The following is a 19617-nucleotide window of genomic DNA, read 5'->3' as shown; positions in this document are numbered from 1 at the left end:
AACAGCTCTTTTCTGATTGTGTTTGTCAATCTTGATAATGTTTAACAAACTAATATTTTATCTTTACCACATGGAGCCAATTAAGCCCGACTCGAAAGTATTAATAGATATTATTCAAACTAAAATGCCGTTTGGTAAATACAAAGGCACTTTTATAAGCGAATTACCCGTGTATTACCTGGAATGGTTTAAAAATAAAGGTTTCCCGCCGGGTAAGTTAGGCATGATGCTATCAAGTGTTTATGAGATCAAGATCAACGGGTTAAACAGCATACTTACACTGGTTAAAACTACGCTAAAGACCCAAAGGTAAATGACCGGCGGATGACCATCCAAAAAACAAGTCACCGCGTATATTTGTTAAAACCTATTAATAATTATGAAAAGATCAATTCTGTATATCTTATTTAGCGTATTTGTTTGGGGATGCGCTAATGGCCAGGATCATGCCATAGCAAAAGTACCTGCTGCTAAACCAGGCCAGGCAGTTGCCACCTTTGCCGGAGGCTGTTTTTGGGCCATGAGCGAAGCAATGTCCGAGCTTAAAGGTGTTGACCAGGTAGTTGCCGGTTTTGCCGGTGGAACCACTAAAAACCCAACTTATGACGAAGTTTGTACCCGCACAACCGGCCATGCCGAAACTGCGCAGGTGTACTATGATCCTAAGGTTATAAGCTATGAAAAACTGGCCGAGGCTTTCTTTTACGCGCATAACCCGACTGAACTAAATTACCAGGGACCGGACGAGGGTACCGATTATCGTTCGGTAGCGTTTTATCGTACGCCTGAGGAAAAAGCGACTTTACAGGGCCTTATAAAAAGAATTAACGAATCGCACCATTACAATGCGCCGATAGTAACCCAGGTAGTACCATTTACTGTTTTTTACGCAGCCGAGAAATATCACCAGGGATATTATAAACTGCATCCCGAAAGCGGATACATACAAACGGTATCTGTACCCAAGGTTATGAAAATGCGTGCCATTGAAAAAGCTTTTTTAAAGCCCGAGTTCCAGAAATAAAGACATCATATTAATTAAAAAGCCATCTTACAACATCAAGTAAGGTGGCTTTTTGTTTACCGGGACTTGTTAATGTGGGGTTAATATTTTTATCTTCACGCTGTATAAACCAATAAAGCCTAAACATTTATAATGAAATATTTTCTGGCCCTGTTAACTGTTTTAATTCTTCGTGTAGATACCCATGCACAGACTACCTACGCCATAAGCGGAATTGTAAAAAACACCAAGGGCGAAAAAATCCAATCGGCCACAGTATTTATTGCCGGGACAGAAAAAATAACAACGACCAACGCCGACGGCGATTTTAGTTTTAAAGGCGTTAATCCAGGCAATTATTTATTGGTGGTTAATATGCTGGGCTATAATTCGGTAAAGCAAGCCGTTACTATAAAAGACCGCACAGAAACCGTTGACCTTGTGCTTACCGATAAAGAAATTGTTTTGAACGAGGTTGTTATTGGTGATAAAAAACAATCAGAAAAAGACCTTAAAAAGTTTACAAAATATTTCCTGGGTATAAGAAACAACCCCAAATTGTGCTGGGTACTTAACCCCGAAATTGTAAAGTTTCGTCATACAGATAGTACGTTAATCGCTGCTACTGATGATTTCCTGATAATAGAAAATCAATTTTTGGGTTATCGTATAAAATATTTGCTTAAAAAATTTATTAGCCACAATTCAAGCAAAGGTCATTTTTTTGATGGCGAGAGCACTTTTGAACCTTTAACAGGAAGTGTTGAGCAGCAGCAGATCTGGAACAAAAACAGGAAAATAGCTTATGAGGATTCTAAAATGCATTTTTTTAGGTCATTATATGCAGGTACTACGCGTAAAGAGGGTTTTTTGGTATATAAGTTAACAACAGATAAGAGTTTGATTATTGAACGTAATCCCTCGGATCCGCAGCAATTTGTGACACGTATTGATAACAATTTTGTCAACGTAAATACCGAGCCGAGGATAATGATAGTTTATGACAAAGAAAAAGCGACACGACCGGATGTAATAAGTGATAAACCGCCTAAGATGTATCTTACATTATTTGGTCTACCCCAAAATTTCTCCCTGTTAAAGCTCATAGCCAAAGTTGACAGCAGGGGTAGTATAACCGACTATACCTACAACAATACTTTTGGGTACTGGCCGGTATTTGGAGTATCCCATCAATTACCCTTTGAATATAAACCCGATTAAATATTTTATCTTCACGCTAAGTCTACCAAAAACCCTAAATTTCTAATGAAAAATATCCTTGCATTATTTGTCTTAGTCCTGCTTCAATTAAATATTTACGCGCAACAAACATTTACAGTTGGCGGTACAATTAAAAATTCAAAGGGCGAATTGCTGTCAGGAGCTACTATATTTTTAGCGGGTTCAGAAAAAGCCACATCTTCCAATTTACAAGGTCGTTTTGGCTTTTCTAAAATCGAATCGGGCACTTACCAGTTGGTGGTTAATTTATTAGGTTATGGATCGGTTAAACAAAATATAATTATAGGCGATAAATCAGAAGACAATGTAGAGGTAGTATTAGGCGAAAAGCAGATAGTTTTAAATGCGGTTAATGTTGGCGATGTAAAACAACTTAAAAATCATATAAAAACGTTTACCAAATATTTTTTAGGTGAGTCGGCAAATGCCAAAGCCTGCAAAATATTAAACCCGGAAGTACTGGAATTTTCAACCACAAAAAATGTATTAAATGCCACTACGCCTGGGTTTTTGGTTATCCAGAATGATAATTTAGGTTATAAAATAAAATATCTGCTTAAAAGCTTTAGTTATAATAGCGCCCTTGATGTAACCTTGTATGACGGCGATTGTATTTTTGAACAACTGGATGGCACGCCGGAACAAAAGTTATTATGGGCCAAAAATCGGAAAGCCGCCTATGATGGCTCTTTAATGCATTATTTAAGATCTGTTTATGCTAATAAATCGCGCCAGGAAGGGTTTTTAATTTATAAGATAACTACTTCTTCGTTTCCTATTTATATCGAATCGATACCAATTATTGCTGAGCAATTGGTTAAACGCCTCGACAACAATTTTATGATTTTTAAATCGCAAGTCAGATTTTATATTCTTTATGATAAAAAGAAGGCTGCTAAAGAAGATAAGCTGCTGGGCCACGTACAGAATTTAAGGCTGAGCGATCTCGATGCAACCGGTTCTATATTTTTGGTCGACTCGCAAATAGATCGCCGTGGTAGTTATGCCGATTATAAATCGCTGTTAATACAAGGCTTTTGGGGCCGCAAAAGACTGGCAGACCAGTTGCCGCTGGAGTATAGCCCCCTCTAAATCTCCCCCGGTAGGGGAGACTTTTTTTAAAAGCTCATCCCTTTGGGGAGGTTGGGAAGGGGGGAGTTTACAACTTAGTAAACCATCCCTTTTTCCAAAACACAATAACCTGTATAATGGCTATCATAGCCATGCCGCCCAATGCAAAATAATAGCCATGCGGCGAGTATAGTTCGGGTAAATTATCGGGCATTTGTTTATTTGTAATAGGGTCTACACGGGCAAAATTCATCCCATAAATACCGGCTACAAACGTTAGTGGAATAAATATTACCGATATTATGGTCAGTACCTTCATGATCTCGTTCATACGGTTGCTTACCATTGATAGGTACAGGTCAATTACACTGCTGGCTATTTCTTTGTAGTTTTCTATCAGGTCCATTACCTGTATGCAATGGTCGTAGGCATCGCGCAAAAACATTTTAACCTCGGCAGTAACCAGCGGGTTTTCGGTGCGTAAAATATCATTGATCTTATCGCGCTCGGGCCAGGTTATACGGCGTAATATAATTAGCGTACGTTTTAACTGCTGGGTATCAAACATAATGCTCTTATCGGCATTGGTGTATAGGCGGTCCTCGATGGTATCCAACTCATCGCCAATTTTAGCCAGCAATACAAAGTAAGTATCTATAATGGTGTCTGATAAAGCATAGCACATATAACCCGGCCCCGCGGTGCGTATAGCGCCTTTTCCGCCTGCTAATCGGGTCTTTACACCCTCAAAATGCTCGGCATGAGTTTCCTCAAAACTGATGATGAGGTTGGTTTTTACCAGTGCAGAGAACTGGTTATTACATAATTCATTCTCCTCGTTAAAATAAATCTGCCTGCTTACGCTAAAAACATAATCGTCATACTCATCAAACTTGGGCCGTTGGTGGGTGTTAACAATATCTTCTAAAACTAACGGGTTAATTTTAAGATGCGTGCCGATGTCTTCTATTAATCCAACATCACCCAAACCCTTAATCTGTATCCAATGGGTATGATCGGTGCATTTTTTAAACTGACTAAGTATAACCTTTATATCGTGCCCTTCGGCAGTTATCAGCTCATGTTCGTTGTAAGAATATACAGCTATGATGGGTTTAAGTGCGTCATCGGGGATATTGATGGCCCCGGGGCGCTCGCCAACTGTTTGTTTGCGGGTTTTATAACGTACTCTTTTAATATGGCTCATTATAAATAATTTATGGTTTGCGGGCCCTGGTTAAATAACAGGTCAACAATGCTCAGGTTTTTAATAAATCCGTTACGCTCTTCAAAAACCTGAAAGTAGGGCTTTTGTTCAAATTGATATTCCTTTTTCGTGCTGATGGCATCACGATAATCATTTAGTGTTGGATATTCGGCCTCATAAGCTTCGGTGTATTGCAGCGGCAATTGTATCTTAATGAATTTTAACAGCATTTGCAGCAATTGCTCATTATAATCAAATAGATAAGTAAATTGCTTTTTATAGAATGGCGCAAAATCATCCTCATAATATTCAAAATAAGCCGACCGGCGATAACAAGTTTCTAAACCCATCCAATGGCTGCGCTGCCATTTAAAATCATAACTTATTTTTACATCTTTTACGTTGGTATGCATTTTTGATCCCTTAACTACAGGCACAGTAAGCGACAGCATACCATCAGGCGAACAAATATTTGCCCGGTTACGGTAGGTTTGTTTGGGGAAATGTTCATGGCTTTCTATCAGTATATCAGGCTTGTGGGCGTTAAGGTTTGTAAAATAAGCCACTGGCGGAAGGTAGAACATGGGTAATACAGCGCCTTTTTCAATCATATATTTTATTATGTTTGCAGATAAAACTCAACGAAAATAATGATAAAAAAAGGGCTTTCAAGATTAGGTATCTTCTTTTTGTACCTAATTTCTTTATTACCCTTTTGGATTTTGTACTTAATTTCCGATTTCTTATTCGTTATTCTTTACTACATAGTTGGTTATAGGCGCAAGGTTGTGCAGGAAAACTTACAAAATGCTTTCCCCGAAAAATTAGTAGCAGAGCGTGCCGATATCGAAAAAAAATACTTTAAATACCTGGCCGATCTGATAGTTGAAACTATAAAAATGATCACCATATCAAAAGCCGAAATGCAGCGCCGGGTGATTTGTACTAACCCCGAAGTTGTGCAAAATTATCAGGCAGCAGGTAAAAGCGTTACTGCTGTCGCCGGCCATTACTGTAATTGGGAGTGGGCGGGTATGGAATTTAGTATTGATACCCGGTTATTTGTAATTTACAAACCTTTAACTGATGATGTTTACGATAATTTTTTCATTAAGATCAGGTCGCGTTTTGGGGCAGTTGCAGTGGCCATGAAACAAACTTTACGAACCATGGTTGCTCATAAAAACGAGTTTACCGTAACCGTTTTTGCCGGCGACCAAACCCCGGTACGCGAGCAAAGTAATTATTTTACTGATTTTTTAAACCAACCAACTGCTGTATTTTTAGGGATCGAGAAGATTGCTAGATTAATAGACTCGGCAGTTATATTTTATGATATGAAACGCGTTAAACGCGGCTATTATACCTACACCATAGTGCCATTGGTTGAAAACGCTAAAGAGAGTGCCGAGTACGAAATTACAGAAGCACATGTTAAATATTTAGATGCCTTGATAAAAAAAGAACCGCAATACTGGCTATGGTCGCACCGCAGATGGAAATTTAAACCCGAGGATGTAAATTAATGAACACGCATCCTAAAGTTGCTATTGTAATTTTAAACTGGAACGGGGTTAAGCACCTGCGTCAGTTTTTGCCATCGGTATTAAGTTCTGTTTGGCCCAATTTAGATATTGTAGTGGGCGATAATGCCTCGACTGATGATTCTGTCGACTTTATTAAAGCAAACTACCCAACTATCCGTATTATTAAAAACGATGCTAACTATGGCTTTACAGGTGGTTACAATCGCGTATTGGCACAGGTGGAGGCTGATTATTATATCCTTTTAAATTCGGACGTTGAAGTTAACCCCGGATGGATTGAGCCCGTAATATCTTTAATGGAGAGCGATCCATTAATTGCCGTTTCCGCGCCTAAAATAAAAGCCTATAACCAAAAGGATAGCTTTGAGCATGCAGGTGCCGCGGGTGGTTTTATTGATAGTTTTGGCTACCCGTTTTGCCGTGGGCGCATTGTTAATGAGATAGAGCAGGATCAAGGCCAGTATGAGCAATCGGGCGAGGTGTTTTGGGCATCGGGTGCATCCATGTTCATCAAAAAGAAATATTGGGATGAAGCCGAAGGTTTTGATGAACGCTTTTTTGCGCACATGGAAGAAATAGATCTTTGCTGGCGATTAAAGAACAGCGGCTACAAAGTAATGTACTGCGCCCAATCAGAAATATTCCATTTAGGTGGTGGCACGTTGACTACTGAAAATCCGTTTAAAACCTATTTAAATTTCAGGAACAATCTTTTACTCATCAAAAAAAACCTGCCGTTTTGGAAAGGTTTTATTGTGATCATGTTCCGTTACGTGCTTGATTTTGCAGCACTGCTACGCTTTTTAACCGAAGGTAAACGCAAAGACGCCTGGGCCGTTAGCCGCGCGCATCAATATTTTATCCGCCATATTTTTGAGAAGGGGAGCCATGCCTCAAGTTCTGAATTAAAAAAATATAATCCTAAACTAACCGGCATGTATCACGGCAGCATTATGTGGGCCTTCTTTGTAAAGAAACTAAGAAAGTTTACTAATCTGGATACCAAGCGGTTTTATTAATTAATTTTATTGTCAGGATTAACCGGTGGTGTTAAATCATTAACGTTAAAATCTTTCCCTTCCGGTAATCTAAAGTTCACTTCCTGCCTTGGGAAAGCCATCTCAATACCCTCTTTATAAAATACGGTATAAATATCGCTTAACACATGACTCTTTAATTCCAGCCAGTGCGTAATATCATCAGCCCAGAATAATACCCTAAAATCAACCGAGCTTTCGTTTAAATTATGCAGGAAAACTAGCGGTTCAGGTTCGGGCATAATATCCTTACGGGCGTTAAGAATGTCTTTTAATAGGTTTTTAACCTTCGTAATATCAGAGCCATAAGCAACACTAATCATTATCTCTATACGGCGGTTATCATTGCTCAACGTCCAGTTAACTACGTGGTGCGATATCAGGTCGCCGTTAGGTATAATAACCTCGGCGCCATCACTGGTAGCCAGTTTACTGGAACGTATGCCAATTTCTTTTATAGTACCCGACCGGTTGTCCACTTCAATTATGTCGCCTATCTGTATCGGTTTCTCAAAAGCCAGTATCAAGCCCGATACCAGGTTGTTTACAATATTTTGCAGGCCAAAGCCAATGCCAATACCAAATGCGCTAATGATGATAGTTATCTTATCCAGCGGGAAATTTGAAGCAAATACAGCCAGGAAAAATCCTATTGTAAACACACCTATCCTGATCAACAGAGTAGAGGTGCGGTTTTTCTTTTTCAGCGCGTCAATATCCGCAGCCCGTTGTACTGAAATATCATAAAAATAGCTAACTATTTTTGATAGTACGGATGATAACCATATAACCGCAATAAAAATCACAAACCCACCAAACGTAAATGACGAACCGCCCACTTTATGCGATTCAATTAAAATATCAGTCACATAATCTGTTGCGGTATCATCAATATTTAAATTCTGGAACAAGAAAAATAACCACAACAAAGTGGCAAGCACATTCAATATTTTCCTGAATTTTACTTGTAAAAGATTATGATCTACCCAGCTAACAACGCTTTCTTCTGTGCTTTTTTTAGCTTGAAATTGCAGTAATAATCCTTGGGTTAGTATCTCCACAACAAAGTAGAGGCTAATAAAGAACCATAAGTTATAGGTTGCCGTTATGGCAATTATTTTGGCTAAACTAAACCTGCCCGATATATCGCATATTAAAGCCAGCACTTGCAAACCGATAAATATTTTCAATGCAAATCCGGTGTTTTTGGGGTAATCGGCTGGGGTAGTATTTACTTTTTTATTAAATCGATAACCAATTATTGTCGACGTAATAGTTAAAAACAAAATAACAAACCGGTCTAAATTGGTGATCTGTATCAACAGGTTACTTGCGCTGTAAATCAGGGTGACAAAAAACAATTGCCGCAATGCATTAAATAGATTTGGATGCAAGTTTTTTTTAACCAGTAGTAACACCAGTATTAATGATGTTATAAAAAAGCCCTCTAAAAATATTACCGGTGGATGGTCATAAAAATAAGGGATAATGGCAATAGGTACCAGTAGTGATGCTATTATAGGATATTTGTAGATATAATTTGCCTGGCTAAAAATTATCTCAGGGGTTTCACTTTCGCGCTTGGTTTTTTCGCGGTTGTAAACTATCCAACCCACAAATAATACCATAAACACCAGGCTTATAAAATGCGTAGTGGTTTCTTTTTTTAAAAAATAATAAAGCTGTGTGTTGTTTAATTTAACAGTGCCGATTAACGAAGAATTAATGTTATTATAGGCAGGGTCAATATTCCATATATAGCCAAATTCGCCCTGGAATGCACGCTCTGCAAAATGCTTGACTTTTCCGTCTATTACATCTGTTTCATCTAAAACATTGGCATTGGCAACATCTACACGGTTTTGCAGGAAATTGATCTTAAACAAATTGCGTCGGTTGATAGCGTCTGTTGTGGTCCATAACAAGATCACTTCTTTCCGCCGTTCAAAAAAACGTATACGCAATACACTGTCAGATGGTATATTTTTTAACAGCAGCAGATCTTTAGTAAACTTTACCAAGTCTTTTTGGTTCTGGACCAATTTATCATTAATTGCGTCCAGGTCGCTTTCCCAGCCTTTCAATTGCACCTGTATATGGTCAAGATCATCTCTTAAAACAAAAAGATATCTTAGCGTACTAGCCTTATGGGTGTTAGCCTGTTCTTTTATTTTATTGATCCTTCTTAGGATTGATGGTATTTTGTCGCTGATATCGGCTGTATCTAATCCGTCCGATAAATTATTTTTTATCTGGTTAAAAGTAGTGTTGTATTGCTCTAATTTTTGTAGCAGATTATCAACAGATGTATCGGCACCGTTAAAGCTATGTAATACCGAGTCGCGGGTGTGCATCGCCTTACGTTGCTTTTTGCCTAGCGACAGTACAACGGAATTTTTATCCTGTGCATATCCATCCTGCCTGAAAATGGAAAGCGCGATAATTATTAATAAACTAAGCTTTAATATTCTTTGCATCTAATAGGGGTAAGTAACCGCTTTTGTCATTCGGGGTATCGTATTCGTGGCTGGCATCGTAGAGACAAATTACAACCAAAAAAGTTTTACTTAACTATCAAATTCTCAATAGCTAATCGGTAGCTATCCAGCCCGAAACCGGCTATAATACCTTTGCAGCTGGCGGCCAGCATGCTATGATGCCTAAATTCTTCGCGCTTGTAAACGTTTGATATATGTACCTCAATAACCGGGGTTTTAATACCCGCGATAGCATCGGCAATGGCAACAGAGGTATGGGTGTATGCGCCGGCGTTTAGTACAATGCCATCATAACTAAAGCCAACTTCATGGAGCTTGTTTATAATTTCGCCCTCTACGTTACTTTGATAGTAGGTAAGAATTATGTTTGTATAACGGGCCTGTAACTCAGCAAAATAAGTTTCAAAGCTGCTATCGCCATAAATAGATTTCTCGCGTACGCCCAGTAAGTTTAAATTTGGGCCATTAATAATTTGTATATTCATTAGTTCAAACTTAGGTATAAAACATTAAAACTAAAATCAATTGGACTGGCGATCAGCAATAAAAGGTTTTCAAGCGTATTTAAAACTCGAAAAATCTCTTTCGGCCAATTCCATCGAGGCTTATACCCGTGATATTGAGCGGTTATATGAATATACCGAAACACGAGATCCAAAAATAAACCCCGAAAATATTGTCCTGGCCGATCTGCGCAGTTTTATTACCTGGGTAAATGAGCTGGGCATGATCCCATCATCACAAGCACGCATACTATCAGGCGTAAAAGCATTTTATAAATATATGCTGATGGAGGATATGATAAAAAGCGATCCGTCTGAACTGTTGGAATCGCCCAAAATAACCCGCAAACTACCGGATACACTAAGTTATGAGGATATTAATAAACTGATAGATGCCATAGACTTATCCAAACCTGAAGGCGCCCGCAACAAAGCTATCCTGGAAACTTTATATGGTTGTGGCTTACGGGTATCAGAACTAACAGAGCTTAAATTATCTAACCTTTACCTCGATATTGAATTTATAAAAGTATTTGGCAAAGGCAGTAAAGAGCGGTTAGTACCCATAGGCGGCTCGGCAGTTAAAGCGCTTAAAATATGGATAGAGCAGGTGCGTGTACATACTCCCATTAAAAAAGGCGAGGAAGATTACGTTTTCCTGAACCGCCGCGGCACAAGGTTAAGCCGGGTTTATATTTTTATGGTCATCAAACAATTGGCAGCATTGGTGGGGTTGAAAAAGACGATTAGTCCGCACACTTTCAGACATTCGTTTGCTACGCATTTGGTAGAGGGGGGTGCCGATTTAAGAGCCGTACAAGAAATGCTGGGGCATGAAAGTATTACTACTACAGAGATCTATACCCATTTGGATAGGGAATATTTGAAGGGGACGATTATTCAGTTTCATCCTAGGAATTAGGTTACAACAGTCACAAGCGTGGCTGTCATGCTGAGGTACTCGAAGCATGAGTGAGGGCCTTTACGCGCAGCATTCTGCCACCTTATTTCGTAGTTCTTATCATCCTATCCCTACCACTCATATCCTTCCGTAACTCTACATCTTTAAACCCTTTACTTTCCAAAAGCGCTACAGTTTCTTTACCCAAACTCTCATTGATCTCAAAAAATAATAAACCATCTTTCTCCAGGTTACCCACCGCAAAATCAGCTATAGCTTTATAAAACAACAACGGATCATCCTCCGGGACAAACAAAGCGGCGTGCGGCTCAAAATTGGTTACGTTGGTATGCATTTGCGTTTTATCGAGCAGGGTAACGTAAGGAGGATTGGAGATAATGATTTCGGATTTCGGAATTTCGATTTCGGATTTAATATTTAGAATATCCGCTTCAATAAAGTTTATGTCAACCTCATTTAACTTGGCGTTTTCTTTAGCTGTTTGCAAGGCATCTGCAGATATATCAATTGCCGAAACATTGGCCGCAGGCAAATTCTTTTTTAAGCTAATGGCGATGCAGCCACTACCTGTACCAATATCTAATATATTCAATCCCGAGCCAGGCCCCCCGCCCCCCGCCACCGATTCCAACGCCCACTGCACCAACTCTTCTGTCTCGGACCGAGGTATCAGTACCGAGGGGTTAACCAAGTATTTTAAGCCATAAAACTCGGCATAGCCTAAAGCGTATTGTAATGGTTTGCCGGTTTTAAGTTGGGTTAGTATGTTGTTTGCTTCTTCCTGTTGAGTTAGGGTTAGCTCATTCTCAGGAAAAGCCTTGATAGTAGCCTTTGATGAGTTGAGTATCTCTGTTAAAACCATTAAAGTAATAGCCTCGGTTTCCTGCGCATCGTATATTGCTGCAAGGTTTTGCTTAAAAATAGTAAATACCCCTTTAATGGTTTTCATCGCAGCGAAGTTAGGTATTTGAACACTAATCTGTAAAGCACTAATCGCTATCTTTGTCACATGCCCAATCACAAAATATATATGCAGCGTTGCATGGACCTTGCCGCTTTGGGTATGGGTAAAGTTAGCCCTAACCCTATGGTTGGCGCTGTAATTGTGCATGAAGGCAAAATAATAGGTGAGGGCTACCATCGGCAATACGGGCAGGCTCACGCCGAAGTAAACGCGGTAAACCAGGTGCTTGCCAATTTTGATAATGCTGATGAACTGCTTAAACAAGCTACCATCTATGTCTCGTTAGAACCCTGCGCGCACTACGGCAAAACACCGCCCTGTGCTGATTTGATTATCAAACACCGCATACCCAAAGTAGTTGTCGGCTGCCGCGATCCGTTTGACCAGGTAGATGGTAAGGGCATTGAAAAGTTAAAAGACGCCGGTATTGAGGTTGTGGTTGGTGTTTTGGAGGATGAGTGCAAATGGCTTAACCGCCGCTTTTTTACCAGGGTACAACAGCATCGCCCCTATATCATATTAAAATGGGCGCAAACAGCTGATGGTTTTTTTGCACCGAATGATAATACGCAGCACTGGATAACCGGATTAGAATCGCGCAAGCTGGTACACCAATGGCGGGGCCAGGAAGATGCAATTTTGGTAGGAAAGAACACGGTACTTGCCGACAACCCACAATTAAACGTACGCTATGGTGAGGGCAAAAATCCCAAACGTATTGTTATTGATAGAAGGCTTGAACTAAAAAACAACCTAAAGGTATTTGACCAATCTGTTGAAACGCTGATATTTAACGAAGTTAAAACAGCTATAGACGGTAAGAATAAATACATCGCCTTAGAAGACTTTGATCGTTACGTGCCGCAATATATTTTATACCAATTGTACCTTCAAGATATACAATCAATTATTATTGAGGGCGGCGCTTATACGCTGAATAGCTTTATCGAAGCTGGCCTGTGGGACGAGGCCCGCATATTTACCGGCAACACTACTTTAGCAAAGGGCATAAAAGCACCAAAAATTAACGGTATTATTGCCGAAGAAATTCCGTCAGGAAAAGACCACCTGCTTATTTTATATAATAAATAATAGCCAATGCTATACGTTTTACTCAGCATCTGTTGCAGCGTAATTGTGTCTGTCATGTTAAAGCTGGCCAAGCGCTATCATGTTGATGTGCTGCAAGCAATAACCTGGAATTATAGTACCGCTATTTTATTAACCTGGTTAATATTTAAACCACACTTAACCAATCTGCAAGCTGCACCCATTTTTAACTTTGCAGCGCTGGGTATATTGTTACCGGTGTTATTTGTAGTACTGGCAATTTCTGTTAGAGCTACCGGTATTGTCCGAACAGATATTGCGCAACGGCTATCCTTATTTATACCCATACTGGCCGCTGATTTTATTTTTGGCGAAGCGTTAAGTCTGCTTAAAATAGTGGGTATAGCTATTGGTTTCGCGGCTATAATTTGTTCAATTCCGTGGCAAAAGGGCAGGGGCGGCAAAGCAACATCAGGCTCATGGTTTTATTTGTTGTTAATTTTTGTAGGCATGGGCGTTATTGATGTGCTGTTTAAACAACTGGCTACATTTAAAGCAGTGCCTTATACAACATCGCTTTTTATAGTTTTTGTGCTGGCATTTATATGCTCGCTCATCCTATTAATTATCAAGATAGCCAGGGGAAAAACAAAGTTTTCTTTTCCGCATATTTTAATTGGCTGGGCATTAGGGATAGCCAATTTTGGTAATATATTGTTCTATTTAAAAGGACACCAGGCATTGGCTAACCAACCCTCTACCGTATTTACCGCCATGAATATGGGTGTTATTGTATTGGGTACGTTTGTTGGCTTATTCATTTTTAAAGAAAAGTTGAGTACGCTTAATAAAGTGGGTATATTCTTGGCCCTGGTATCAATTATTGTGATTACTTATGCTTCGTATTAAATTACAAGTTGTCATTCTGAGCGTAGCGAAGGATCTTATACATTTGATATGTAGACTAACTTTCGCTTCGTGAAGATTCTTCGCTATGCTCAGAATGACAGAATAATATAATTAATGCTTTTTGACGACACCTACCGCACCATTGAAAACCCATCCGAAGGCATATTTCGCGACCGGGGCAGTAAGTTTTTAGCGTATGCTTATCCCATTAGTTCAGAAAGCGAAATTAAAGGCATCGTTGCTTCCCTAAAATCAGAACATCCCAAAGCTAATCATCATTGCTGGGCTATGCGTTTAACTATTGATCGTTCTGTTTTTAAACTGAATGATGACGGCGAACCATCAGGAACGGCTGGACGGCCAATTTTAAATACGCTGTTATCTAAAGATCTGACTAATATACTGGTTGTTGTTGTCCGTTATTTCGGCGGAACATTGCTGGGTGTGCCGGGTTTGATCAACGCCTATAAAATGGCAACAGAAGAAGCGCTGACCCACGCCGTAATTATCGAAAAAACGGTGAATGATATTTACACCATCAACTTTGATTATCTGCAAATGAACGATATAATGCGCCTCATTAAAGACAATGATCTGCTAATTCTTAATCAGCAGTTTGATAATGACTGTAGTATACAGGTTTCCATCCGCAAAATGCAGGTGAATACGGTTTTAGATAAGCTGCATAAGGTTACAGGTGTAAATGTTAAATACGATCATAGTATTTAGGTCTGGGTGATTCACTTTATATGATTCACCTCATTTAGTCAAAAAGTTAAATATTTGTACAAGGTGTTTATTTATAAGTACTTAAATATAGTCATTTAAATCTTTTGTACTGATTCAGGGTGATTCACTCTGGTTTGGTAATTATCTCATTTACAATAACTTTCACTCAAAACGTGATTCAAGTGATTCACTTTTTATTAAGCACTAAGCATCAGTAATATGTTGCTGTTAATGAGTGTCGTTGTTTGGTGAAGCCGAACAATCTGCCTTTTTATTCCCCGTTTACAGGCATAAATGCTTAATTTAGTCGGGATATGCAATCTTTCGAAATAGATAAAACCGACCTCCTCCGCATTAAAACCGCGCTTGAGGGCGATGATGCTGAACTACAGCTAGTTCTGAAGGAGTATCATGCTTCGGAGATTGCCATATTATTTGAAAAGCTTGACCAGGAAGATAAAGAACGGATCATCAACATCCTTCCAACCGAAGTAGCATCAGACGTAATTGCCGAAATGGACGAAGAACACCGTCCCGGCGAGCTGTTGATCAATCTTGATCCCGAGAAACGGTCTGAAATAGTTGAGGACCTTGACTATGATGATGCTACCGATATTATTTCGCAGTTAGAAGAGCATGAGCAGCAGGAGATCCTGGAAGATATTGACCAGGAAGATGCCAGCAGTATCCGCGCCCTTTTAAGCTATGACGAGAACACCGCGGGCGGATTAATGAACTCGGAGCTGATCTGCGTTAATATCAATTCGGATAAAAAAGATGCTTTGGATGAGATCATCCGCCAATCCGAAGAAATGGAGGAGTTTTATACCATTTATGTGGTAGATGATACCAAGACCCTTCAAGGCGTTGTATCGATAAAAAACGTTATTAAAGCTCACGCCGATGCCAGGATCCGCGACATCTACAAAGCCGATCCGGTATATGTAAAAGCCGATCTTGATCAGGAAGAAGTTGCCAAGCTCATATCGCAATATAATTTGACAGCCATACCGGTTGTTGATGATAACATGATGTTACTGGGCCGCATTACGGTTGATGATATCATTGACGTAATGGAGCAGGAGAGCACTGAGGATATGTTAAAGATCTCCGGTGTATCCGAAGATGAGGAACTGAGCGGTAACTGGAAAGAAGCGGTAAAAAGCCGTTTACCATGGTTGGTTATCAACTTAGCTACCGCTTACTTGGCTGCCTCTATTATTCGACATTTTGATTCTACCGTATCACAACTGCCTCGTATAGCAGCTTATATGACTATTATTGCAGGCATGGGCGGCAACGCGGCTACACAAGCGTTGGCGGTAACGGTTAGGCGTATATCATTAAGTGATTTGACTGATAACCAAGCCTACAACACCGTTTTAAAAGAGTTTTTAGTAGGTTTATTAAATGGCGCGGCAAATGGGTTAGTAGTATTCTGCATAGCCCTATTTTATGATGCCGACCCAATGCTGGGCCTCGTTCTATTTTTGGCGATGACAGGTAATTTGGTTATTGCAGGATTAACTGGTGCAACCATACCATTAGTATTAAAAAGAGTAGGGATAGACCCGGCGGTTGCCTCATCTATTATCATTACAACATTTACAGATTGCGCGGGCTTTTTATTACCGCTTTGGCTGGCTACAAATCTTTTATTACATCATCATTAAGTAGTTTATTGTAAATTTGCCATATATAAATATAATTAACAATGCTTCATCCGGTATTACAAGCGCAATTACCCTTTGTTGTGAGTTTGTTTAAAACTCATAAAATAAAGAATGCTTATGCATTTGGATCTATTGTTAGTGATAAATTTACTGACGAAAGTGATATAGATCTGTTGATAGATTTTAAGGATGAAGTTAAAGCGTTAGAAAGAGGTGAGATATGGTGGGATTTGCATGATGCTTTGAGAAATATTTTTGAAAGGGAGGTTGATTTAGTTGTGGAAGACTCTTTAAAAAACCCCTATTTTATTGAAGATATTAATGAAAAGAAGCAACTGATCTATGCAGCGTGAAGTAAAAAAGTATCTTTTTGACATACTTAGTTGTATTGATAATATTGAAACATTTATTAGTTCGCCTAAGATATTTGAAGACTATAAAAACAATATTATGCTGCAACATGCTGTAGAAAGAAATATTGAAATAATAGGCGAAGCCGTTAATAATTTACTTAAAATGTACCCTGAAATTAATATTACTAACGCTCGTAGAATGGTAGATGCCAGGAACAAAATTATTCATGGCTACGATGGAATACAACCCGAGCAAATTTGGAATATTATTATAAATCATTTACCCTCATTACAAATCGAAGTTCAAAAACTATTAGGAAATTAATATGGCAGAAGTAAGATACAACTGGACTAAAGAAGAAATTACCGATATATATAATACCCCGCTGCTTGACCTGGTTTACCAGGCGGCCAGCATCCATCGCGAAAATAAAGATTATGCCGAGGTGCAGATCAGCTCGTTGATCTCGATAAAAACAGGCGGATGCCCCGAGGATTGCGCTTACTGTCCGCAAGCGGCGCGCTATAATACAGGTGTTGATGTACATGCTATTATGCCTAAAGAAGAAGTTATTGCCATAGCTCAAAAAGCTAAGAACGGGGGTGCTTCAAGGTTATGCATGGGCGCGGCCTGGCGCGAAGTGCGCGATAACCGCGACTTTGACAAAGTAATTGACATGGTTAAAGCCGTTAATGCCATGGATATGGAAGTGTGCTGTACACTAGGCATGCTTACCGAGAGCCAGGCACAACGTTTAGCTGATGCAGGTCTATATGCCTACAATCATAACTTAGATACATCAGAAGAGGATTATAAAAGGATTATTACTACGCGTACTTATGATGAGCGCTTACAAACGTTGGATCATGTGCGTAAAGCTAAGATCTCTGTTTGCAGCGGCGGTATCATTGGTTTAGGCGAAACGGTTGCCGATCGTATATCAATGTTGAAGACGTTATCGAACTTACCGCAACACCCGGAGTCGGTGCCTATTAACGCGTTGGTACCGGTAAAAGGTACGCCATTGGCAGATCAGCCACGTGTTTCTGTTTGGGATATGGTAAGGATGATAGCAACTACACGTATAATCATGCCTAAAACTGTGGTGCGCCTGTCAGCAGGCCGTACAGAAATGAGCGTGGTTGAGCAGGCATTTTGCTTTATGGCAGGTGCAAACTCCATCTTCGCCGGCGAGAAGCTTTTGACTACACCAAATCCGTCATTCGATGAGGATATGGCCATGTTCGAACTGCTGGGCCTAACCCCACGTAAAGCCTTTAAAAACGGCAGGCCAGAAAGTAAAGAGATAAAGGAAATGAGTATTAATGAGGTGATATAGAAATTATAGATGGCAAGGAAAAGATATAATTTGACTGTTCCCTCCTTTGATGAATTACTAGTTCCAACTGTAAAAGCTTTAGTAAAGTTGGGTGGATCGGGTTCGGTAGAGGAAATTAATAACCTTGTTTACGAAATAGCCAAAATCCCTGAAGATGTATTGCAAATTCCTCATAGCGACAGCGATACTCGAAAAGAAGTCGATTATAGGCTCGCTTGGAGTAAGACTTATCTAAAAAAGTTTGGCCTTCTTGAAAATTCTTCAAGAGGAATTTGGGCATTATTAAAAACAGACATTGACGTATCAAATCTTGATACAAATGAAATAGTAAGGTATGTCCGGGAACGTTCTACTATAGATAAAGTTGAGAAAAATTCTATAACCACAAGATCGGAAATTAACATCCAAAAAGAAGTTGAAGATGAAGTAGTGGACACCGAAGAATGGAAAGATAACTTACTTGAAATCCTTTACAATATTACTCCAGCAGCTTTTGAGCGATTAGCGCAACGGATACTTCGCGAAAGTGGATTTTCACAGGTAGAAGTAACAGGAAAAGTTGGTGATGGTGGAATTGATGGAAAAGGAATTGTCAGGGTAAGTGGGTTATTAAGTTTTCATGTAATATTTCAATGCAAACGATATAAAGGCTCTGTAAGTCCAAGTCAAATTAGAGATTTTAGAGGAGCAATGCAGGGGCGTGCAGACAAAGGACTCGTAATTACAACAGGAACTTTTACGAGAGAAGCCATTAAGGAAGCAACAAGAGATGGAGCACCGCCAATTGATTTAATTGATGGCGAACTTCTTTGTGATAAATTAAAAGAACTTAACTTAGGGGTAACAACAAAACTTACCGAAACAGTTGAAATAAAAAACGAATGGTTTATTAATCTTTAATCGTATTGTATGAAGAGGTTTAAAATAAATACAACTTGGGAAGAAGACGAGGATGAAAGACGGCAGTTTTTTGCGAGGCTTTCTTATTCTGAGCGATTAAGGTATTTTTTTAAGTTAAGAGACATGATCAATTTTCATAAAGAGATTTATCCTAAGGGGAAAATATTAAAAATATATCATTCACATAATGTCACTTGATATTGCAGATGAGTTTTTTTTAGCATTTATTTCTGCCCTACAGCGGCACGAAGTAAGATATATGCTTATAGGAGGAATGGCGGTTAATTTCCATGGGGTAATTCGTAATACTCAGGATATGGATATTTGGCTTGCGCCGACAAATAATAATCGAGATCGATTCTATTATGTGTTGCTTGATTTAGGTTATACAGAAGAAGAAATATCGGATTATAAAACTGAAGATTTTACCACCTTTTTCAAATGTTCGATAGGTGAGCAGCCCCATACAATCGATTGTTTGACCTTTGTGCACCACAACATAGATTTTGATCAGGCAGAAAAATGCATGATAACTCATGATATAGGAGAGAGCATAATACTTAATGTCGTAGACTACGATTTCCTACGCCAAATGAAAATATTGACTCATCGACCGCAAGATTGGGCTGATGTAGCACGGCTGGATGAATTAAATAAAAAGAAATAACC

General features: G+C 39.3%; 21 protein-coding genes. 16 read left to right on the top strand and 5 right to left on the bottom strand.

Annotation, left to right across the window (positions count from 1 at the left end):
• Window positions 1-70 precede the first annotated feature (70 nt).
• The 4 genes from JWQ34_RS14110 to JWQ34_RS14095 all read left to right on the top strand — a co-directional run bounded on the left by JWQ34_RS14110 (window position 71) and on the right by JWQ34_RS14095 (window position 3337).
• On the top strand, window positions 71-313 hold the full coding sequence (locus tag JWQ34_RS14110) for a DUF3820 family protein (protein WP_299358100.1): 243 nt from the start codon (window positions 71-73) through the stop codon (window positions 311-313).
• Window positions 314-379: 66 nt separating this feature from the next.
• A complete protein-coding gene (msrA, locus tag JWQ34_RS14105) occupies window positions 380-1024 on the top strand; it encodes a peptide-methionine (S)-S-oxide reductase MsrA (RefSeq protein ID WP_299358097.1) in 645 nt (214 codons plus the stop codon).
• Between the two features lie 132 nt (window positions 1025-1156).
• Entirely contained in the window at window positions 1157-2224 is a 1068-nt protein-coding gene (locus JWQ34_RS14100; protein WP_299358094.1) for a carboxypeptidase-like regulatory domain-containing protein, read from the top strand.
• Between the two features lie 45 nt (window positions 2225-2269).
• The gene (locus tag JWQ34_RS14095) at window positions 2270-3337 is read left to right on the top strand and encodes a carboxypeptidase-like regulatory domain-containing protein (RefSeq protein ID WP_299358092.1); all 1068 of its coding nucleotides are present in this window, start codon (window positions 2270-2272) and stop codon (window positions 3335-3337) included.
• 67 nt (window positions 3338-3404) lie between these two features.
• Here JWQ34_RS14095 and corA read toward each other — a convergent pair whose 3' ends face one another.
• Both corA and JWQ34_RS14085 read right to left on the bottom strand, forming a co-directional pair.
• Window positions 3405-4523 (bottom strand): magnesium/cobalt transporter CorA, encoded by a 1119-nt coding sequence (corA, locus tag JWQ34_RS14090; protein ID WP_299358090.1) that lies wholly within the window; start codon window positions 4521-4523, stop codon window positions 3405-3407.
• Window positions 4523-5134: a WbqC family protein gene (locus tag JWQ34_RS14085; protein WP_299358088.1), complete on the bottom strand. Its 612-nt coding sequence runs from the start codon at window positions 5132-5134 to the stop codon at window positions 4523-4525. The genes corA and JWQ34_RS14085 overlap by 1 nt, the downstream gene beginning before the upstream one ends.
• Before the next feature lie 111 nt (window positions 5135-5245).
• On the opposite strand from JWQ34_RS14085, the gene JWQ34_RS14080 reads away from it, so the two are divergent.
• Entirely contained in the window at window positions 5246-6049 is an 804-nt protein-coding gene (locus JWQ34_RS14080; RefSeq protein ID WP_367278623.1) for a lysophospholipid acyltransferase family protein, read from the top strand.
• Window positions 6049-7089: a glycosyltransferase family 2 protein gene (locus tag JWQ34_RS14075; RefSeq protein WP_299358084.1), complete on the top strand. Its 1041-nt coding sequence runs from the start codon at window positions 6049-6051 to the stop codon at window positions 7087-7089. Before JWQ34_RS14080 ends, JWQ34_RS14075 begins: the two co-directional genes overlap by 1 nt.
• Here JWQ34_RS14075 and JWQ34_RS14070 read toward each other — a convergent pair.
• Window positions 7086-9584, bottom strand: coding sequence for a mechanosensitive ion channel domain-containing protein (locus JWQ34_RS14070; RefSeq protein ID WP_299358082.1), 2499 nt, complete (start codon window positions 9582-9584; stop codon window positions 7086-7088). The genes JWQ34_RS14075 and JWQ34_RS14070 overlap by 4 nt on opposite strands.
• Before the next feature lie 86 nt (window positions 9585-9670).
• Window positions 9671-10090, bottom strand: coding sequence for a type II 3-dehydroquinate dehydratase (gene aroQ, locus JWQ34_RS14065; RefSeq protein ID WP_299358080.1), 420 nt, complete (start codon window positions 10088-10090; stop codon window positions 9671-9673).
• A 40-nt stretch (window positions 10091-10130) separates the two neighbouring features.
• Between aroQ and xerD the strand changes: the two genes are divergently transcribed.
• Window positions 10131-11030 carry a site-specific tyrosine recombinase XerD gene (gene xerD, locus JWQ34_RS14060; RefSeq protein ID WP_299358078.1) on the top strand — a complete coding sequence of 300 codons (900 nt, stop codon included), beginning with the start codon at window positions 10131-10133 and terminating at the stop codon, window positions 11028-11030.
• Between the two features lie 82 nt (window positions 11031-11112).
• Here the strand turns inward: xerD and prmC are convergent, their stop codons facing one another.
• Window positions 11113-11979, bottom strand: coding sequence for a peptide chain release factor N(5)-glutamine methyltransferase (gene prmC / locus JWQ34_RS14055; RefSeq protein ID WP_299358076.1), 867 nt, complete (start codon window positions 11977-11979; stop codon window positions 11113-11115).
• 60 nt (window positions 11980-12039) lie between these two features.
• Here prmC and ribD point away from each other — a divergent pair, with 60 nt between their 5' ends.
• The 9 genes from ribD to JWQ34_RS14010 all read left to right on the top strand — a co-directional run bounded on the left by ribD (window position 12040) and on the right by JWQ34_RS14010 (window position 19615).
• Window positions 12040-13086, top strand: coding sequence for a bifunctional diaminohydroxyphosphoribosylaminopyrimidine deaminase/5-amino-6-(5-phosphoribosylamino)uracil reductase RibD (ribD, locus tag JWQ34_RS14050; protein ID WP_299358074.1), 1047 nt, complete (start codon window positions 12040-12042; stop codon window positions 13084-13086).
• A gap of 6 nt (window positions 13087-13092) precedes the next feature.
• A complete protein-coding gene (locus JWQ34_RS14045) occupies window positions 13093-13953 on the top strand; it encodes a DMT family transporter (protein WP_299358072.1) in 861 nt (286 codons plus the stop codon).
• A 114-nt stretch (window positions 13954-14067) separates the two neighbouring features.
• Window positions 14068-14682, top strand: coding sequence for a YigZ family protein (locus JWQ34_RS14040; protein ID WP_299358070.1), 615 nt, complete (start codon window positions 14068-14070; stop codon window positions 14680-14682).
• Between the two features lie 314 nt (window positions 14683-14996).
• Window positions 14997-16355, top strand: coding sequence for a magnesium transporter (gene mgtE, locus JWQ34_RS14035; RefSeq protein WP_299358068.1), 1359 nt, complete (start codon window positions 14997-14999; stop codon window positions 16353-16355).
• Between the two features lie 41 nt (window positions 16356-16396).
• Entirely contained in the window at window positions 16397-16708 is a 312-nt protein-coding gene (locus JWQ34_RS14030) for a nucleotidyltransferase domain-containing protein (RefSeq protein WP_299358066.1), read from the top strand.
• Window positions 16698-17033, top strand: a complete 336-nt coding sequence (locus tag JWQ34_RS14025; RefSeq protein WP_299358064.1) for a HepT-like ribonuclease domain-containing protein — start codon at window positions 16698-16700, stop codon at window positions 17031-17033. Before JWQ34_RS14030 ends, JWQ34_RS14025 begins: the two co-directional genes overlap by 11 nt.
• Window position 17034: 1 nt before the next feature.
• The gene (gene bioB, locus JWQ34_RS14020; RefSeq protein ID WP_299358062.1) at window positions 17035-18048 is read left to right on the top strand and encodes a biotin synthase BioB; all 1014 of its coding nucleotides are present in this window, start codon (window positions 17035-17037) and stop codon (window positions 18046-18048) included.
• 9 nt (window positions 18049-18057) lie between these two features.
• Complete coding sequence (locus JWQ34_RS14015; protein WP_299358060.1) at window positions 18058-18948, top strand: restriction endonuclease; 891 nt, start codon at window positions 18058-18060, stop codon at window positions 18946-18948.
• Window positions 18949-19135: 187 nt separating this feature from the next.
• Window positions 19136-19615: a hypothetical protein gene (locus tag JWQ34_RS14010; RefSeq protein ID WP_299358057.1), complete on the top strand. Its 480-nt coding sequence runs from the start codon at window positions 19136-19138 to the stop codon at window positions 19613-19615.
• Window positions 19616-19617: the final 2 nt, after the last annotated feature.

The organism is Mucilaginibacter sp. (assembly GCF_028288185.1).
In the GTDB taxonomy this organism is placed as follows: domain Bacteria; phylum Bacteroidota; class Bacteroidia; order Sphingobacteriales; family Sphingobacteriaceae; genus Mucilaginibacter.
Note: the sequence above shows the minus strand (reverse complement) of the source record. Positions and strands in the feature narration are given on the sequence as shown.

Bases quoted from the DNA above. Each gene is read 5' to 3' on its own strand.
- prmC (WP_299358076.1), bottom strand. From the start codon at position 11,979: ATGAAAACCATTAAAGGGGTATTTACTATTTTTAAGCAAAACCTTGCA.
- JWQ34_RS14085 (WP_299358088.1), bottom strand. From the start codon at position 5,134: ATGATTGAAAAAGGCGCTGTATTACCCATGTTCTACCTTCCGCCAGTG.
- JWQ34_RS14095 (WP_299358092.1), top strand. From the start codon at position 2,270: ATGAAAAATATCCTTGCATTATTTGTCTTAGTCCTGCTTCAATTAAAT.
- JWQ34_RS14110 (WP_299358100.1), top strand. From the start codon at position 71: ATGGAGCCAATTAAGCCCGACTCGAAAGTATTAATAGATATTATTCAA.
- JWQ34_RS14030 (WP_299358066.1), top strand. From the start codon at position 16,397: ATGCTTCATCCGGTATTACAAGCGCAATTACCCTTTGTTGTGAGTTTG.
- mgtE (WP_299358068.1), top strand. From the start codon at position 14,997: ATGCAATCTTTCGAAATAGATAAAACCGACCTCCTCCGCATTAAAACC.
- JWQ34_RS14075 (WP_299358084.1), top strand. From the start codon at position 6,049: ATGAACACGCATCCTAAAGTTGCTATTGTAATTTTAAACTGGAACGGG.
- JWQ34_RS14070 (WP_299358082.1), bottom strand. From the start codon at position 9,584: ATGCAAAGAATATTAAAGCTTAGTTTATTAATAATTATCGCGCTTTCC.
- aroQ (WP_299358080.1), bottom strand. From the start codon at position 10,090: ATGAATATACAAATTATTAATGGCCCAAATTTAAACTTACTGGGCGTA.
- JWQ34_RS14010 (WP_299358057.1), top strand. From the start codon at position 19,136: ATGTCACTTGATATTGCAGATGAGTTTTTTTTAGCATTTATTTCTGCC.
- bioB (WP_299358062.1), top strand. From the start codon at position 17,035: ATGGCAGAAGTAAGATACAACTGGACTAAAGAAGAAATTACCGATATA.
- ribD (WP_299358074.1), top strand. From the start codon at position 12,040: ATGCCCAATCACAAAATATATATGCAGCGTTGCATGGACCTTGCCGCT.
- corA (WP_299358090.1), bottom strand. From the start codon at position 4,523: ATGAGCCATATTAAAAGAGTACGTTATAAAACCCGCAAACAAACAGTT.
- JWQ34_RS14045 (WP_299358072.1), top strand. From the start codon at position 13,093: ATGCTATACGTTTTACTCAGCATCTGTTGCAGCGTAATTGTGTCTGTC.
- JWQ34_RS14015 (WP_299358060.1), top strand. From the start codon at position 18,058: ATGGCAAGGAAAAGATATAATTTGACTGTTCCCTCCTTTGATGAATTA.
- JWQ34_RS14025 (WP_299358064.1), top strand. From the start codon at position 16,698: ATGCAGCGTGAAGTAAAAAAGTATCTTTTTGACATACTTAGTTGTATT.
- JWQ34_RS14040 (WP_299358070.1), top strand. From the start codon at position 14,068: ATGCTTTTTGACGACACCTACCGCACCATTGAAAACCCATCCGAAGGC.
- JWQ34_RS14100 (WP_299358094.1), top strand. From the start codon at position 1,157: ATGAAATATTTTCTGGCCCTGTTAACTGTTTTAATTCTTCGTGTAGAT.
- msrA (WP_299358097.1), top strand. From the start codon at position 380: ATGAAAAGATCAATTCTGTATATCTTATTTAGCGTATTTGTTTGGGGA.